Genomic DNA, 17398 nt, shown 5'->3' with positions numbered 1-17398 from the left:
AGGGCGACTTAGTTCGCTCTTTTTTATTCTTTTCATTTGACACTATTACGGGGTAGGGGTATATTGGTGGTGAGGTGATCAACATGGGAGAATTTATGCATGACCAACCACTCGTTCCGCGTGATGATGCTGAACGGGAGGCACTCGGGAAACGTCTAAAACGAATCGAAGGACAAGTCCGAGGGATTCAAAAGATGGTCGAGAACGACCGCTATTGTGTCGATATTTTGACACAGACGTCAGCCATTCAAGCCGCTCTGAAGCAAGTCGAGATGCAACTGTTAGAGCGTCATATGCGCAAGTGTTTGGTTCACGCAAGTGAGACGGAAAACATGGAACCTTACATTGATGAATTGATGACAATCGTCAGCCGCATCAAAAAATAAGGAGGGATTTCATGAAAACCGTTGAGTTATCCATACAAGGAATGACCTGTGCGGCTTGTTCGGCACGAATTGAAAAAGTGTTGAACAAGATGGACGGTGTCGAAGCGACGGTCAACCTTCCGCTCGAGACGGCGACCATTCGTGTCGATGAAGGCATTACAGAAGAAGAGCTGATTGCTCGGATTGAGAAAATCGGATACGGAGCCGAGCCGAAAGTGGAAATGGCACCGCCGCATGATCTGCGTCCATTACAGCGGAAAGTCATCATCTCTGCGCTGTTATCGGCCCCGTTACTCCTCGTCATGCTGACGCATATCCCAGGACTCGGATTTCATGCACCGTGGCTGATGAACCCATGGTGGCAATTCGCCCTTGCGACACCTGTCCAGTTTTGGATCGGAGCACAGTTTTATCAAGGCGCGTATAAGAGCTTGAAGAGCGGGTCGGCGAACATGGACGTGCTCGTCGCGACGGGGACGTCAGCTGCATACTTTTACTCCATCTTTGAAATGATCGTACACCCGATGAATCCACATCTTTACTTTGAAACGAGTGCCGTCCTCATCACACTTGTCTTACTTGGGAAGTGGTTAGAAGGACGAGCGAAAGAGAAGACGACTGATGCGTTGAAATCACTTTTGTCGCTTCAGGCGAAAGAAGCGATTCTGTTTGTCGAAGGTGAAGAACGGTCTGTCGCTGTCGAACTCGTCAAAGTAGGAGATGTTCTCGTCGTGCGTCCGGGAGAGAAGATTCCGGTCGATGGACGAATCATCGAGGGAGAGACGGTCATTGATGAATCGATGTTGACAGGGGAATCGATTCCAGCAGAAAAGACTGTCGACGCCGAAGTTGTCGGCGGAACAATCAATCAGTCTCATCGCATTCTCATGCGGGCGGAACGAGTCGGGAAAGAGACGATGCTCGCTCAAATCGTACGTGTCGTCGAACAGGCACAAACGGATAAGGCGCCGATTCAACGTCAGGCTGACCGCATCTCGGGTGTCTTCGTACCGATCGTCGTAGCCATCAGTGTTGTCACGTTAGTAGTCTGGGCATTCCTGTTAAATGATATCGATACGGCTATTCGAGCATCAATCGCAGTACTTGTCATCGCATGTCCGTGTGCCCTCGGTTTGGCAACGCCGACATCGATCATGGTTGGAACGGGACGAGCGGCAGAACAAGGTGTGTTGTTCAAAGGTGGGGGGCAACTCGAATCACTCAATGAATCAAACATCGTTGTTTTTGATAAGACAGGGACGTTAACGAACGGGACGCCAGAAGTAGTGGAAACGTTTGGTGACGAGGCAGCGCTCCGACGCGCCGTCATGGCAGAACGACAATCCACACATCCTTTGGCGGCCGCCATCGGTCGGGAAGCAGGCGATGGTGTCGTGACGAAAGTAGAGGAGTTGGCCGGACGAGGTATTAAAGCGGTTGTGGATGGTAAAGAACTCGTCATCGGGTCTGTTCGAATGATGGAAGAGTTCGGATACAACTTGCCAGATTGGTCGATGGGGGCGATGACCCCGGTCTATGTCGCGGATGAAAGTGGGATTGTTGGGGCGTTCGGGCTACAAGATCAATTGAAACCGAAAAGTCGTGAAATCGTGCAAGCCCTTAACCAAACGCGTGACGTGTATGTATTGACAGGTGACCGGAAAGAAGTCGCCTACGCGATTGCCGACGAACTTGGTCTCCCGCATCGTCAAGTCATTGCCGAAGTCCTTCCTGTCGAGAAGGCGGAGCAGATTGAACGATTGAAACAATCCGGTCGCGTTGCCATGGTAGGGGACGGGATGAACGATGCCCCGGCACTTGCGGTGGCGGACGTTGGAATCGCATTCGGGAGCGGTACGGATGTCGCACTCGAGGCGGCAGATGTTACAATTGTAGGGCAAGACATTGAAGGCGTGAGTAGAGCGATGAATATGAGTCGTTTGACGATGAAGAACATTCGTCAAAACTTGTTCTGGGCCCTTGCCTATAATAGTCTTGGTATCCCGGTCGCTGCAGCAGGGTTACTTGCCCCATGGATTGCTGGAGCGGCGATGGCGTTCAGTTCGGTGTCTGTCGTCTTGAACGCATTACGATTAAAAACACAAGGAGGATCATCATCATGAAAGAAACAACGTTAACCGTAGAAGGTATGACATGTAATCATTGCAAAGCTGCCGTTGAGGGGGCATTGAATGAATTGAACGGCGTCGAATCAGCGACGGTATCTCTCCAAGAGCATCGAGTCGACGTGATCCATCAAGATTCTGTCTCACTTGAGACGATGGTGGAAGCAGTCGAAGAACAAGGATACGATGTAAAAGCATAATCATGGTAAGTCCCGATTGAAATCGGGACTTTTTTTGTGGTATCCAATGGATAAGATGTGTGCTATATTTAAGTTGATAATGAGAATCGGTATCAACGGGAGGCGGACATCATGGAAATGATCATGATCAGTGGAGTGTTGGCGTTGATTAGTGGGGGCGCAGCATTTTTGACGCAACAGTTACGAACAAATTCAGTACGGTGAAGAAGGTGCGGTTTCGTGACCTTCTTTTTTCTTTGACTTCATTTCTTTCCCATCATTTCACGACAATTGTTTGATATGATGAGAAAAAACGTGTTGAGGTGACTTGAATGTATACAATCTACTTAGTCGACGATGAAGCAAACTTAAACAAAATGCTCGTCACGTATCTAGAACAAGAAGGATACAATGTTCGCTCATTTGCGGACGGGACATCTGCACAAGAAGCGATTCCAGACCAACCGGATTTATGGGTGCTCGATATCATGTTGCCGGACCTGGATGGTTTCCAATTATTGAAACAAATCAAAGCCGTCAATGCCAATACGCCGACGATTTTCATCTCGGCGCGCGATGAGGATATCGATAAAATCATCGGGCTTGAGATGGGTTCGGATGACTACATCGCTAAACCTTTCCTTCCGAGGGAACTTGTCATCCGCGTCAAAAAATTGATTGATCGTGTCTATGGTTCGAAATCGAACGAGCATATCGAATACGGGGAGTACACGATTTATCCGGATAAACGTCTAATCAAGCACGGAGACGAAGAAATCGATTTGACTTCGAAAGAATTCGATTTACTACTACTCTTCCTCGAGCATCCGGGCTCTGCCTTGTCACGTGAGCAGATTCTAGAAGGTGTTTGGGGGAACGATTACTTCGGATCGGACCGCGTCGTCGATGACTTGGTGCGTCGTGTCCGGAAAAAATTACACCGTCTCGAGCTCGAAACGCTTTACGGTATCGGTTACCGTCTCGTCAGACCATGATGGACGCGCTTAAACCGAAGCGGCTCATGTGGAAGATTTGGGTGCTCATCTTACTCATCATCGTGACGCTCGCGCTCATGATTTTGATTACGGTCCGTTCATCCATCACCCAGTTCATCGATGAACAAGTATATGAGACGTTACGAGATGTGGACTATTATTTAGGGAACACGAATGAGTTAGAGAATTATCCCCAAAACCCGATTGAGTATGACCGACGCCAACAAGAGTCCCGTTCGGTCAACCAATTGATCTTTCTACCGAACGGACGGATCATCTACGGATCGGCACCGCTTGAATTGACGAACCGCATGTATCAGGAAGCGTTAAATCAAGGTGGTCAGGTCGAACGGTATCAGACTACGATTGACGGAGAGGACGTCTATTACATCATTCGTCAAAATGAATACGATGGAACGATTGTGTATCAAGCCTCCTACGCATGGGATGCCTATCGTCGTGAGTTGGTGTCGACATTATATTTGCGAATATCGATTCTGATAGGTATCATCAGTCTCTTATCGCTTATCCCCGCCTTGTTGATGTCGCGGCAATTGACGAAACCGATCGTGGAGATGGAACGGGCCGTTGAGAAGATTTCGAACCGACAATGGGAGACGGCTTTACCACTAGATCGTCAAGATGAACTCGGCCAATTGGCTCACTCGATTGATGCCATGCGAAAAGAGTTGAAAGAGCAAGACCTGGCACAACAGGCTTTGCTTCAAAACATATCCCATGACTTAAAGACACCGATCATGGTCATTCGTGGATATGCCCAGTCGATTGGGGATGGGATTTATCCGACAGGAGATTTGAAAGGTTCTGCCGAGGTCATTGATGAGGAAGCGTCTCGACTCGAGAAGAAAGTCGTCGATTTGTTGTACGTTACAAAACTTGAATATTTCAAAGGACAAGAAATGAAACTCGAACCAATCAATCTCGACAAGTTGATGGAACTGCTCGTCGCGCGCTTCAAACTCAGAGGCCAGCTCGATTGGGAAATCAATGGAGAAGGCGGCGAGATGCTTGGCGATGGTGAACAGATTCGGGTCGCGTTTGAGAACGTGCTCGACAATGCACTCCGTTACGCGGAATCCTGCATCCGCATCGACCTACGTCAAGATGACGCCGGCGTGGAAATCACCATCTTTAACGATGGGCCACCAGTTGATGAGAGTTTAGACTTGTTCCACCAATTCTCTCGAGGGAAGCAAGGGAAGTTCGGACTCGGTCTGTTCATCGTGCAGCGAATTGTGACGCTTCACACAGGGGAAGTGTCTCTGCGAAATACAGGTGACGGAACTGCAGTGCGATTTTACTTTCCCCGACTCAAGTCGAACCAACCTTTAAAATCGAATGCTTGATTTTCAAAACCAGCCAGGAAACGGCTGGTTTTTTCATGGGAAATAGACGAAAGCCGATTTGCGGGGCGGATCAAATCCTGGTATGAATGACATGTAAGTCACTACATACGTTATGGGGGATGAAAAGATGAGCAGATTGACCAATGAAACGAGAGCTTTAATTCCTGTATTTAACGAGTTTGGCGAAGCGGAGACACTTGTGTATCAACCGGAAGGCGTCATGCGGGTAAAGGGGTCGCCAATCGACTTATTGGAACATGCATGTCTATACTACGGGTCGAGCATTCAAGGTCGAATCGAGGCAGCGCGACACGTCCTCGGACCACATCGAAAGACGCCGGTCGTCATGGATTGGCATGCGGATGCCGTCTTCTTTCCGACGATTGCCAAAGAAAGTCCGGATTGTGCGTGGATTAACTTTCAACACGTGACGGCCATCAAGAGAGATGGTAAAGAGACACTCATTCAGTTTTTGACGGGGGAATCGGTCAAGGTACACGTGTCCGACCATACAGTGTCTAGACAAAAACAGCGGTCAATCGAATTATCGTACGCTTTTCAAAAACGTTTCCATGACAGCACATTGCAACACGCTTAAGGATTGAATTCAATGACAAACCCCTCTATGATGAAGAAGAGATATCATATGTGTATTTGCACATCATCCGAAAGCGAGGGGTTTTTATGTTTTTTGAAAAAATGATTGAGCGAGGGAAACTGGTTATCGTGTTTCTTCTCGTCGCAATCGTCGTGGGTGTGCTGACGTTCTTCCAGCTCCCTAAACGTGAGATTCCTGAAACCGGGATCAATATCGTACTCGTTCAAACACCGTATCCTGGTGCGACAGCGGAAACGGTTGAACGGAATGTTACCGGCGTGTTAGAAGAGGAACTACGTAGTTTAGAAGGAGTAGAGAACGTGACGTCGATTTCGGCTTCAGAGTTCTCGAACATCACGGTCGAGTATGCGGATGGAACCGATCAGGCAGAGTTTCAGGCGAACGTTCGACAAGCGTTGTCGGATGCGACACCTAAACTTCCTGAAAACGCGCTTGCGCCAACGGTCAATGATTCACTCGGGCAGTTACCTGTCGCATCGTATTTATTGACAGCAGACGATCGTGGATCATTTGAGGATGTTCGATCAGACATCGAACAATTAGAGTCGAAACTTTTGCGAACGGATGGCGTGACGGGAGTCACGATCAAAGGGTTACCAGAGCAGGAGTATGTTGTGTCACTTGACTCAGAAGAGCTGAGTTCACGTCAACTTGCCTTTCCCGATGTGTTAACGGCCATTAACGAAGAATACAAGACGACACCGCTCGGACGTCAATCGACTGAAGAGGGGATTTATCAACTAGCAATCGATAACTTGACGAATGTAGACGACATGGAGCAAGTCATCGTCGGCTCATTCAATGGGGCACCTGTCTTACTAGCAGACGTCGGAACGGTCGAAGAGACAGCGAAAAGTGAAACCGATCTCGTTTCATTAGACGGAAAGCCAGCTGTTTCGATTACAGTTCCGATTGAATCAGGTTTGGATATTCCAACGATGCAAGACCGCGTCAATGACGTGGTCGAAACAGAACTTGGAGACTTAGATGGTTTTGAGCTCGTTCCTTATTATGAACAAGCGAAAGCAGTCGATGCGATTTTCTCATCGTTGACTCGTGAATTTATTGTCGCCATTATTGCCGTTATTGCCGTGACGACGATTGGTCTAACATTCTCTGGCTCTATTATCGTCAGTCTGGCAATTCCGTTGTCATTCTTGATCGCCTTGATCCCGTTACAGTTTACTGGGGTCGATTTGAACCAAATCTCGATTATCGGGGCAATCATCGCCTTGGGGATTTTGGTTGATGATGCGATTGTCGTCAACGATAACATCTTACGACGGTATCGGAATGGAGACTCGGCGATGCTTGGGGCAGTACGAGGAACGAAAGAGGTATGGGGGTCGATTGTCACGTCGACACTCGCAGTTGTCTTCGCCTTTTTACCGCTCACCTTGCTATCGGGCGCAAACGGAAACTTTATTCGCGCCTTACCGACGGTGCTAGCCCTCTCTGTCTTGGCCTCCATGGTCATCAGTTTGACGCTCGTACCGATCGCGCAGTATCGTTTGAATCGTAAAGAAGTGAAAGTATCAAAACGTGAACCAGGTTGGCTCGGTGGACCGCTCAACCGACTCAGTAATTTCTACGCCGACCGCCTCTTACCGAGTGTCGCGAAGCGGCCGTGGACGTTTGGGATTGTTGGATTTGTTATCACGACGGCATTGTACGGTTTGATTTTACTCACGCCGTTTGAATTCTTCCCGGCCGCGAACCGTCCGGAAGTCGTGACCAGCGTGACCTTCCCCGTTCAAACCGATTTGGACGAGACGGAGGCACGTCTTGAAGAAATTGAAGCGAGATTCAAAGAAGAAGAGGGTGTCGTGGAAATATCCGTCTTCGCAGGTGGAGGTCTTCCTGGTTTATTCACAGGTGGACTCGATCAGTCAGGTGAAAACACGGGACAAGTGGTCGTTCGTGTCGACAACGAGTCAATCGATGCCATCGAATTGATTGATAAGTATACGAACGTGTTACGTGAAGACTATCCAGATGCCGAAATCTTCTTAGATACGCAACAACAAGGACCGCCGGCATCGGCACCTGTCGAATTCACGATGCGGAGCGAGACGATTGATCAGCTCGTGGCTGCACGTGACCAAGTGAAGGCTGACCTTGAAGAGATTGACGGGGCCATCGTCCTCGATAATATTAAAGAACCGTTCCAAACACTCACATACGAATTGAATCGTGAGGAAATGGCACAGGCCGGCGTGACGGCTAAAACAATCAGTGACCAAATTCGTCTCGTCACAGACGGTGTTCCAATTGGTACATTCGATGACGGGGTAGAGCAGCGTGACGTGAAAATCGTCATTGATGCAGAGGCGAACCGCGAAGCACTCGCCCTTGACGAGATTTTAGTTCCTGTCGAAACAGAAGCAGGTCCACCTGTTGCACCACTCAGTACGTTCGTGACGGAAACGACGACGGAACAAATTCAACAGATTCCTCGTGAGAACGGGGAGCGCTCGGTCACACTCCAAATCTATGCAAGCGAAGGCACGGATGAAGAGGCATTTAAACAAGATGTCGAGCAGGTGTTGGATGATGCGAAGTCGGGGTTAGAAGATGAAGGAATCACGTTCGACCAGTCCGGTGCGAGCGACACACAGAACGAGTTCTTCTTAGAACTTGCGACATTGTTCGTCGTCGTTTTGTTCTTGATTTACTTGATCATCGCATTCCAGTTCAATTCACTCTCGTTGCCGTTACTCGTCTTGTTCACAATCTATCTCGCGATTGCTGGAGCGGTCGTCGGATTGTTCGTGACACAGACGCCGTTCAGTTTCATGGCATCGATGGGGATGGTCTCACTTGCGGGAATCGTCGTTCGGAACGCAGTCGTCCTGTTCGAGTTTATCGAACAACGCATTCGTGAAGGATTACCGGTCACGACCGCCGTTTACGAAGCAGGGCGCGCTCGGATTCGTCCGATTCTCTTGACGGCGCTCACGGCAGTCGTTGCCCTCTTGCCAGTCGCACTTGGGGAAGACCCGCTCTTCAAACCGCTTGCGATCGGCATCGTATCGGGTATTCTATTCTCAACTGTGTTGACTCTCGTCCTTGTCCCGGCGTACTACCTGATTTTGGCGAAACGTCGTCATAAGGACAAACCATTTACAGAATGATTTAGCTTGAAGATGTGATGCCGTATGGTGTCACATCTTTTTTTGAACCATTTGTCACATGTTTTGGGTGATGTTGTATGGGTATAATTAGAAGAGAGGTTTTGAACAGTATGGGAGGGAATTGAAGATGAACGATTCATATACTTGGCTCAATCGCCGCAAAGTACGACCAGCGTACAGTGTGACTGGGAGCCGTTCGTGGTCGAGTGAACGCGTCGTCCGACCAGATCGCGCACGTGGGAAGGTGGTACGTGATGTGAAACGTGTACGTCGTCCGTACGTAGACGAATACGGCAATCGTCGCTGGACAACGGGACGTGTGGTCGTCACGGATGCATCACGCAAAGCGCGGGCGCATGGACATGGCGATACAGCCGTACAATTAGAGTTCTCGACACCAACGCCATATGAACGTGTGAAAGAGATGATTCCAACGAAACGTGTTCTCGTTCCGGTCGTTGCTGGACTCGCGGTCGTCGGTGGGATTGCCGGTGTCGCCTATGCACTTCGCAAAAAGAAACGGAATAAGAAGAACTAAAAAAAATCGCCGAAATTTCGGCGATTTTTTTAGTTGAAGCGTTCAGCGAGGATGCGCTCGAGTTCACGTTGACCGAGTTCACGCATTTCTGCTTCATTCTCTTCATCGTATGCATCATCCGAGAAGCGGCCGACAAATTCAACCTTGCCATTACCGAGTTCACGGAACACTAAGTTTTTGCGATCGTTGTAAAAGACGACGCGGTATTCACGACCATTTTCATGATCATAGTTGAAGACGCCTTTGATGTGGTCCATGTTCTTCTCTTCCGGCTGATCCTCATCATCGTCCTCATCTTCTTCTGCTTCAGCAGCTTCGTTAGCTTCATCAAGCGCGTCGGCGAGGACTACCGTTTCTTCTTTTTCTTCCGTCTCTTCCTCAGATGAGACGACTTCTTTTTTTTCTTCTTCTGTCATGTGAAACGACCTCCTTTGCTTACTTTCCTATCATACCCACTTTTTATAGTTGTGACTACTCAAAATGATGCGAACAAACACGGACGACATTCGAAGATGACATGATCAACCGTTGAAATAACTGACGTTTGATCGATTCTGGGGCATCCACGGTCTTGAGCGCCTGTTCCATACATCCAAGCCAATGGCCGGCATGTGTCTCAGAAATGGGATGCTCATGATGAATCATTGCTAAGTTTCCACCGCCACGACGTTCCGAATACAACTTTGGACCGCCGAGCAACTGTGTTAAAAATTCAAATTGGTGTTGTTTGACTCGATCTTGATCTTCCGGAAATAGTGGAAGTAAAATTGGATCGGCATAGACGAGGTCATAGAACGCGTCAACGAGTTGTTGTACACCACGTTCGCCTCCAAATTGTTCATAGGCACTCACATATATTCCCCCTCATATGTTCAGTCTAATCGATTTCAATCGAAAAAGGGAATGATGTAGGCTGTTACTTTTTTGGACAAGGTATAGAAGAGGTTTCCCTCTACAAATGCTTGGGGATGGTTCATAATGAAGAAAAAAGGGAAGGAGTGTTCGCTAAAATGACAGTGACCTTTCACGTTGGTCGATCGGGGACGGGAAAAAGTGAACAAATGATCCATGAGGTCATTCAAGAACTGAAACAAAACCCGAGCGGGCCGACGATTTATATGATCGTACCGGACCAGATGTCGTTTGAGATGGAAAAGAAAATGGCGACAGTCGATGGTTTGCATGGTTCGACGCGCATTCAAGTCCTTTCGATGCGTCGTCTCGCTTTTTTGATGATGCGAGATGCCGGTGTAGCGACAGATCAATTCTTAGACCAGACGGGGACCCATTTGTTGTTACGAAGGGTCGTCGAGATGAGCGAAGAACGATTGACCTTGTTCCGCCGTACGATGAATCAGTTCGGATTTTATGAAGAATTGAACCAATTAATCTCGATGCTGAAGCGAGGGCTTGTTGAACCGGAGCACTTGTTGCGGTTAAGCGAACAGGCGCAGCACCGTGCTTTGAAGTTACAAGACCTTTCCATCATCTATGAAGGATTTTTAAAGATGACGGAAGGTAAGTCACTTCATGCAGAAGACTATTTCAACGTCATGTTGCAAATCCTTCCGGAAACAGATTTGACGGATGTGCGTGTCTATGTGGACGGATTCAACGAGTTTTCAGAGCAGGAGTTGGCGGTGCTCGTTGCACTCGCAGAGAAGGTCGAGGTCGATGTGTTGCTGACAATCGATCCTATCTCCTTGTATCGTCTAAATCCATTGTTTGGACCGACGCAGCGGACACTCATGCGTTTCAAAGAACTGTTGACAGAACGTCAGATTCCTTCTCGAGACAAGCTGTATGATACCGTCTATCGTTATACGCATCCGAGTCTCCGTTATCTAGAGGCTACATTCGACCAATTGACGGCGGAGCCTTACACTGGTTCAGAGAACCGAATCGATTTACATGCCGCAGTCGACCGAACCGTCGAGGTGGAGGCGGCCGTTCGAGAAGTCATTCGTCTGACACGTGAAGAAGGATATCGTTATCGGGATATCGCACTCGTATCGCGTTCACTCGACGAATATGGTGATTTGGCATCTCAGGCGCTACAAAAGATGGGACTGCCCTATTTCCTTGATGAACGGCAACCAATGCTCGACCACCCGCTTGTCGAACTGTTGAAAGCAACGATTGACATCGCTCTACGTGGATATCGAGAAGAGTCCGTATTCCGTGCCCTTAAAACAGAACTCGTCGTCCTCGATCCGGTACATCGTCGTACGTCCGTTGACCGGCTTGAAGCGTTCGTTATCGAACGGGGGATCAAACATTATCATTGGCACGACGAATGGCAGTTGCGTCGTCGTTCCGGGGAAGAAGCACGCCTCACGAGCGAAGAACTCGATATTGAGGCTGAGCTGAATCGGTCTCGGGAACGTGTCATCGAAACTTTTGATCCATTTCTATCAGATTTAAAACAGGCGAAGACGATGCAGGCTTATACGCACGCCATGTATGCCTTTCTAGAGCGTGTCGGTGTATCAAACTGTCTGACGCACTGGCGCGATGAGGCGATTGAAGAGGCGGAACTACTCGAAGCGCGTGAGCATACTCAAGTATGGGACGCGGTTTTGCACTTGCTCGAGCAGCTAGAAGCCGCAGCTCCGGAAGAGACGTTGTCGACGGACTTATTCCTACAGATGATGGACACCGGACTAGATAGTCTTCGCTATGCCTTGATCCCACCTTCGCTTGATCAATTGACGATAACGGATTATGTGCGTGGTCGATTGATAGATAAGAAAGTCGTCTTCTTACTCGGAGCGAATGAAGATCAAATTCCTCTTGTCACGACACAGTCGAAACTGTTGACCGATCAAGATTTGGATTTCATGCATGAGAATGGACTTCGTGCCGGTAAGGCGACAGAGCACTTGTTCGATGATGAAACGTATTACCTATACAAAGCTGTGACGGCACCGAGCGAGCGGTTATACATTAGCTACGCACTAGTCGACAGAACGGGGAAAGCCGTTCAGCCGGCGCGGTTTATCGCTGACTTGAAGGCGCGACTTCACCAAAACGTCATCAAGACTCATTTTGCAGAAGCAGGTGAACACCGACCACGTGATCAATTCGCCTTCTTGACGAATGTGAATCAGACGGCGGCGGTGACGGCACTTGAACTTCAGCGGTTGAGTCGTCATTATCCGATTCAAGATATGTGGTTTGCTGTCTATAATGAACTGTTGAAGCATCCGGATGGACGGGAACGTCTCCAGTTGTTGACGAGCGCGCTCTTCTATCAAAATATCCCGGAATCGTTGGATGATCGTGTCGCAAAATCTTTATATACTCCGTCGATTCGGGCGAGTGTCTCACGTCTCGAGACATTCCAAGCCTGTCCGTTCAAACATTTCGCGAGTTATGGCTTGCGTCTGAAGGAACGACGGTTGTATCGACTCGAGGCCCCGGATATCGGGAATCTGTATCACCGGACCATCGAACATATGTCGCAGACGGTGAAGATGGACGGAAAGGAATGGCGAGATGTCACTCCGGACGAGTGCTCCCATTTAGCGGAGCAGGCGGTCGAGCTCGTGACCCCAGAGATTCAGCATGCCATCTTGATGAGTTCGAATCGTTACGCCTACTTAAAGAAAAAATTGACGGACGTCGTCAGTAAGACGGCAGAAGTGTTGATTGAACAATCCAAACGAGACGGCTTTGACCCGGAAGCGTTTGAACTCGCGTTCGGCAGCGGACAATTTCCACCCGTTTCGTTCACATTATCGAACGGGGCGACATGTGAACTAGTCGGTCGAATCGACCGTGTAGACACTGCGATGGTCCACGACCAGCTATACGTCCGAATCGTCGACTATAAGTCGAGTAAACGTGAAGTCGACTTTGCAGAAATTTATTACGGTCTGGCGATGCAGATGCTCATCTATTTGAAGGTATTGATTGAGCAGGCAGAGGTGTGGACAAAAGAGAACGTCGCACCTGCTGCGGCGCTCTATTTCCACGTGCACCGACCACTCGTTCCACCTGCTAGTTCTGAAGAAGAAACGCGTCAAAAAGTATTGGAGTCGTATCAGATGCAAGGGCTATTAGTAGATGACCCGGAAATTTTAGAGATGATGGACCGCTCGGCGAAAGGCTCATCCAAAAAATCAATTGTCATTCCGATCAAATATAAAAAAGATGGTACGCCTGACGCCAACACCTTGAAGAAGATTGTGACGCCCCCTCAACTTGAGCAGTTGATGGACCATGCGTTCGACGTCGTCAAAGCGAGTGCCGAGGAGATGTACAAAGGAAAAATTGACGTAGAACCTTATGAATATAAAGAACGGCGCCCGTGTCAGACGTGTCCGTATCAGAGTGTCTGTCATTTTGACGAAGCGCTCTCGAATGCGCCTCGTAAATTGAAGAAGCTCGAGAAAGAAGAGGTATTTCAGGAGTTAGGAGGCGATGACCGTGAAATGGACGAATGATCAGTTCGCCGCGATTGAAGCGAGAGGGAGTCACGTGCTCGTCTCGGCTGCGGCAGGGTCCGGAAAGACGGCAGTTCTTGTCGAGCGGTTGTCTAGTCGATTGCTTGACGAAACGGATGAACTCACGGCAGACCGGATGCTCGTTGTCACCTTTACGAACGCGGCAGCGGCAGAGATGAAACGACGAATCGCAAAGGCACTTGAAGAGGCGTTGCGCGACGACCCGACAAATGAATATGTCCGAAAACAGCGACAAATGTTGAACCGGGCGCTCATCACGACCATCCATTCATTTTGTCTAGAGGTGATTCGTGAGAACTACTACCTGTTAGATTTGGATCCGGCGTTCAAGATTGCGGAAGAACGAGACCTCGTCCTCTTGCAGGATGACGTCTTAGAAGAAGTGCTTGAGGAAGAGTACGGGAAACAAGATACCGATTTCTTCGCTCTTGTCGATGCGTATACGTCAGACCGGGGTGACAGCGAAATCGAGGATTTGATTCTTGGCTTATATCACTATGCTCGTACTCTCCCAAATCCTGATGCTTATTTAGATCATCTCGTATCCATGTACACGTTCGGAGAAGATCCTGATGAGGAAGCAATCCTGATTGAGTTTGGACAGATGCTGTGGCATGACATCGAAAAAGCCGTACGAGATCTTCGGAAACTTGAAGCGGAGCTTCGGGTCGCTGGGTATGAGCCACAGTCTGAAAACATCCGGCAAGCAATTTTTCCGTTCGAACAACTTGAAGGGGAGACCATTGTCTGGAGTGAACTCGAGACGGCGGCTCGTGCGATGAAGTTTGGCACGATGAAGGCTGTTCCGAAGAAAGAAGAGCACCAGATTTACCACGAGATCCTCAAACCGGCTTACGACCAAGCGAAGAAAAAATTGACAGCAGCGGTCGAACAGGCTCGGGTCAGTGGGGCGGACTTATTAGAGAGCGTCTCGATGCAACAACCGCTCGTTGAAACACTCGTTCGAACCGTCCGTGCGTTCGCCCAAGCCTATGAGCAGGCGAAGCGCGACCGTGCCTTTGTCGACTTCAGTGACTTGGAACATTATGCGCTCGCCATTTTACGACAAGATGGGGGACCGTCCGATGTTGCAGCGCTCTATAAGGAACGTTTCGCTGAGGTACTCGTTGATGAATACCAAGATACGAACGAGATTCAAGAAACAATCATCAACCTGGTCGCAAATGAACGAGAGGAAATCGGGAATTTATTTATGGTGGGCGACATCAAACAATCGATTTATCGATTCCGCCATGCAGAACCGGGTCTTTTCATCGATAAGGCGACACGCTTTAGACAGGCGAACATAGGGAAACGGATCGACCTCTCTCAAAATTTCCGAAGTCGTTCCGAAGTCCTCTACGGGATCAATGATTTGTTCGTCCAGCTCATGGACGAAGAGGTCGGCGAAATCGCATATGATGAGGCGGCACAACTTGTTCCTGGACGTGAGTATGAACCGATTCCAGCGGACCCTGAGTTTATTTTAGTCGATGGCGCGAGTCGTGAGTTATCGAAGCAAGAAGTTGAAGGGCGGGCAATCGCTACTCGCATCTTAGAACTCGTATCGGGAGACGAACCGTTTAAAGTGACGGATGAATCAACTGGTCAACTCCGAAACTGTGAATATCGGGATATCGTGATTCTCGTTCGTTCGAAAAAAGAACGTGTGGAGCAATTGATGGATATTTTGACACAGTACAATATTCCGGCCTACACCGACTCGGATGGCGGGTATTTTCAAGCGACCGAGATTCGGATGATCCTGGCACTTTTGAAAGTGATTGATAATCCACTTCAAGACATCCCACTTGCCGGTGCGCTGCGCTCCCCGATGTTCCGTTTTGATGATAGTGAATTGGCACGGATTCGACTTGAATCAGAAGATTCTTTCTATGAGGCGCTCAAGGCGAAAGCGGATGACGATGATGAGCTTGGCGTAAAATGTGGCGAGATGCTTGACCGCCTCTCCCGTTGGCGTACTTATGCACGAAATCATAGCCTGTCGGAATTGATTCAACAGTTATTCAATGACACCGGGTTTTATGACTTCTCAGGGGGATTACCTGGAGGAAAAGGGCGGCAGGAAAACTTGAAGGCACTTTATGACCGGGCCCTAGCCTATGAGCGTAGTGGCTATCGAGGTCTTTATCGCTTCTTACGTGTGATGGACCGACTACAGGATACTGGTGAAGATTTGTCAGAGGCGCGGTCGCTCGGGGACGAGGAAAACGTCGTTCGTATCATGACCGTGCACAAGTCGAAAGGACTTGAGTTTCCGGTCACGATTGTTGCCCAACTCGGAAAACAATTTAATAAACGCGATCAAATGCAACGTGTCATTTTCCACAAACAGTACGGCATCTCACTCGATGCGATTGACGTCGTGACACGTACGAAATCGGAGACGTTCGTGAAGGAGATGATTCGACGAGATTTAGATGCGACGATGAAAGCGGAAGAGATGCGCGTGCTTTACGTGGCCTTGACACGTGCGAAAGAAAAATTGATTCTCGTGGGAACGGTAGGCGAACCACTCAAACACCTTCAGCAGTGGCTTCAGGTCGGTCAATCTGGAGATCTATTGGCGAGTGAGGCGAGGCGAGAGGCAAAAACGTATCTCGATTGGATTGCACCGGCGCTTTTACGCCTTCCGAGTGCCACTTCGTTTATCGAATCATTCGGCTTCACGGTTCCCTCTACTTTCCAAGAATCGACTTCATGGATTTATCGTGTCATCGGAGAAGCGGACCTTGCGGAGATTGCGACTCTACAAGAGATGATGGCACAGTTGCACCACGTCCAACGATTTGAAGCAATCGATTTTCCGATTCAAAATGAAGAAGAGACGATTCGTGCCGTACAACAAGCTTTGACCTACAAATACCCTGCACAGGATGCGGTACGTACGGCGGCGAAACAGACGGTGACCGAACTGAAGCGGGCGATGCAACTCGAACAGGCCGCTTTCGAAGATCCGGTACGTCCGGTCGATACCCCTTATCGGGAACCGAAATGGCGTCAAGTCAAACAGACCGGTGCGGAACGTGGGACGACGTTACACTTGATTTTCCAACTGGCTGACCCGAACCAACCGATTGTCGATCAAATCAATCAATGGGAAATGCAAGGGATGCTCAGTCCGGTCGAGGCAGAGACGGCACGCCTCGCCATCCCGGATATCGAGATGTTTTTCCAAACAGAAGTCGGTCAAGCGCTCGCTGGTGCACTAGAGCGAGGGACGGCATGGCGAGAGCTACCTTTCACCTACACGGTGCCGGCCGAACGCGTCAATCCGGATGGACACTTTACGGATGAGCATGTCTTGATCCAAGGGATTATCGATTGTCTGTATTTCGATGGGGATTCGTATGTGCTTCTCGATTATAAATCGGATGCTGTCACGCATCTATCCGATTCCCGGGAAGAGGCACATGAGCGATTGCGAGATCGATATGCGATTCAACTACAATTATATCGAGAGGCGATTGAGACGATCTGGAATATTCGGGTCGAGCGAACTTTGATTTATTCGCTTGATCTGCAGGAAATCGTGACCGTGTCGATTAAATAAATGTGAATAAA

At 49.0% G+C, this 17398-nt stretch carries 12 protein-coding genes; 10 read left to right on the top strand and 2 right to left on the bottom strand.

Annotated features, from left to right (window positions below; all coding sequences use genetic code 11):
• Positions 1-83 precede the first annotated feature (83 nt).
• From F3H97_RS11715 to F3H97_RS11680, 8 genes are all read left to right on the top strand, one after another.
• Entirely contained in the window at positions 84-386 is a 303-nt protein-coding gene (locus F3H97_RS11715) for a metal-sensitive transcriptional regulator (protein WP_196431483.1), read from the top strand.
• Between the two features lie 11 nt (positions 387-397).
• Positions 398-2509, top strand: coding sequence for a heavy metal translocating P-type ATPase (locus F3H97_RS11710; RefSeq protein ID WP_196431482.1), 2112 nt, complete (start codon positions 398-400; stop codon positions 2507-2509).
• On the top strand, positions 2506-2712 hold the full coding sequence (copZ, locus tag F3H97_RS11705) for a copper chaperone CopZ (protein ID WP_074037662.1): 207 nt from the start codon (positions 2506-2508) through the stop codon (positions 2710-2712). Before F3H97_RS11710 ends, copZ begins: the two co-directional genes overlap by 4 nt.
• A 311-nt stretch (positions 2713-3023) precedes the next feature.
• Positions 3024-3686, top strand: a complete 663-nt coding sequence (locus F3H97_RS11700; protein ID WP_015880954.1) for a response regulator transcription factor — start codon at positions 3024-3026, stop codon at positions 3684-3686.
• A 26-nt stretch (positions 3687-3712) separates the two neighbouring features.
• Positions 3713-5053 (top strand): sensor histidine kinase, encoded by a 1341-nt coding sequence (locus F3H97_RS11695; protein ID WP_230872850.1) that lies wholly within the window; start codon positions 3713-3715, stop codon positions 5051-5053.
• Positions 5054-5180: 127 nt separating this feature from the next.
• The gene (locus F3H97_RS11690) at positions 5181-5651 is read left to right on the top strand and encodes a competence protein ComK (protein ID WP_074037660.1); all 471 of its coding nucleotides are present in this window, start codon (positions 5181-5183) and stop codon (positions 5649-5651) included.
• An 86-nt stretch (positions 5652-5737) separates the two neighbouring features.
• Positions 5738-8806: an efflux RND transporter permease subunit gene (locus F3H97_RS11685; protein WP_196431480.1), complete on the top strand. Its 3069-nt coding sequence runs from the start codon at positions 5738-5740 to the stop codon at positions 8804-8806.
• Between the two features lie 127 nt (positions 8807-8933).
• Complete coding sequence (locus tag F3H97_RS11680) at positions 8934-9344, top strand: hypothetical protein (protein WP_074037659.1); 411 nt, start codon at positions 8934-8936, stop codon at positions 9342-9344.
• 29 nt (positions 9345-9373) lie between these two features.
• Here the strand turns inward: F3H97_RS11680 and F3H97_RS11675 are convergent, their stop codons facing one another.
• On the bottom strand, positions 9374-9760 hold the full coding sequence (locus F3H97_RS11675; RefSeq protein WP_015880959.1) for a hypothetical protein: 387 nt from the start codon (positions 9758-9760) through the stop codon (positions 9374-9376).
• Between the two features lie 55 nt (positions 9761-9815).
• The gene (locus F3H97_RS11670) at positions 9816-10196 is read right to left on the bottom strand and encodes a truncated hemoglobin (protein ID WP_015880960.1); all 381 of its coding nucleotides are present in this window, start codon (positions 10194-10196) and stop codon (positions 9816-9818) included.
• 158 nt (positions 10197-10354) lie between these two features.
• Here F3H97_RS11670 and addB point away from each other — a divergent pair, with 158 nt between their 5' ends.
• Both addB and addA read left to right on the top strand, forming a co-directional pair.
• Positions 10355-13792 (top strand): helicase-exonuclease AddAB subunit AddB, encoded by a 3438-nt coding sequence (gene addB / locus F3H97_RS11665; protein WP_196431479.1) that lies wholly within the window; start codon positions 10355-10357, stop codon positions 13790-13792.
• Complete coding sequence (addA, locus tag F3H97_RS11660; protein WP_483297344.1) at positions 13776-17387, top strand: helicase-exonuclease AddAB subunit AddA; 3612 nt, start codon at positions 13776-13778, stop codon at positions 17385-17387. The genes addB and addA overlap by 17 nt, the downstream gene beginning before the upstream one ends.
• The last annotated feature ends 11 nt before the right edge of the window (positions 17388-17398 follow it).

Origin of the sequence: Exiguobacterium sp. SRB7LM, assembly GCF_015712685.1 — a bacterium.
In the GTDB taxonomy this organism is placed as follows: domain Bacteria; phylum Bacillota; class Bacilli; order Exiguobacteriales; family Exiguobacteriaceae; genus Exiguobacterium; species Exiguobacterium profundum.
The sequence above is the reverse complement of the archived record's forward strand: the minus strand, read 5'-3'. Positions and strand labels throughout refer to the sequence as shown.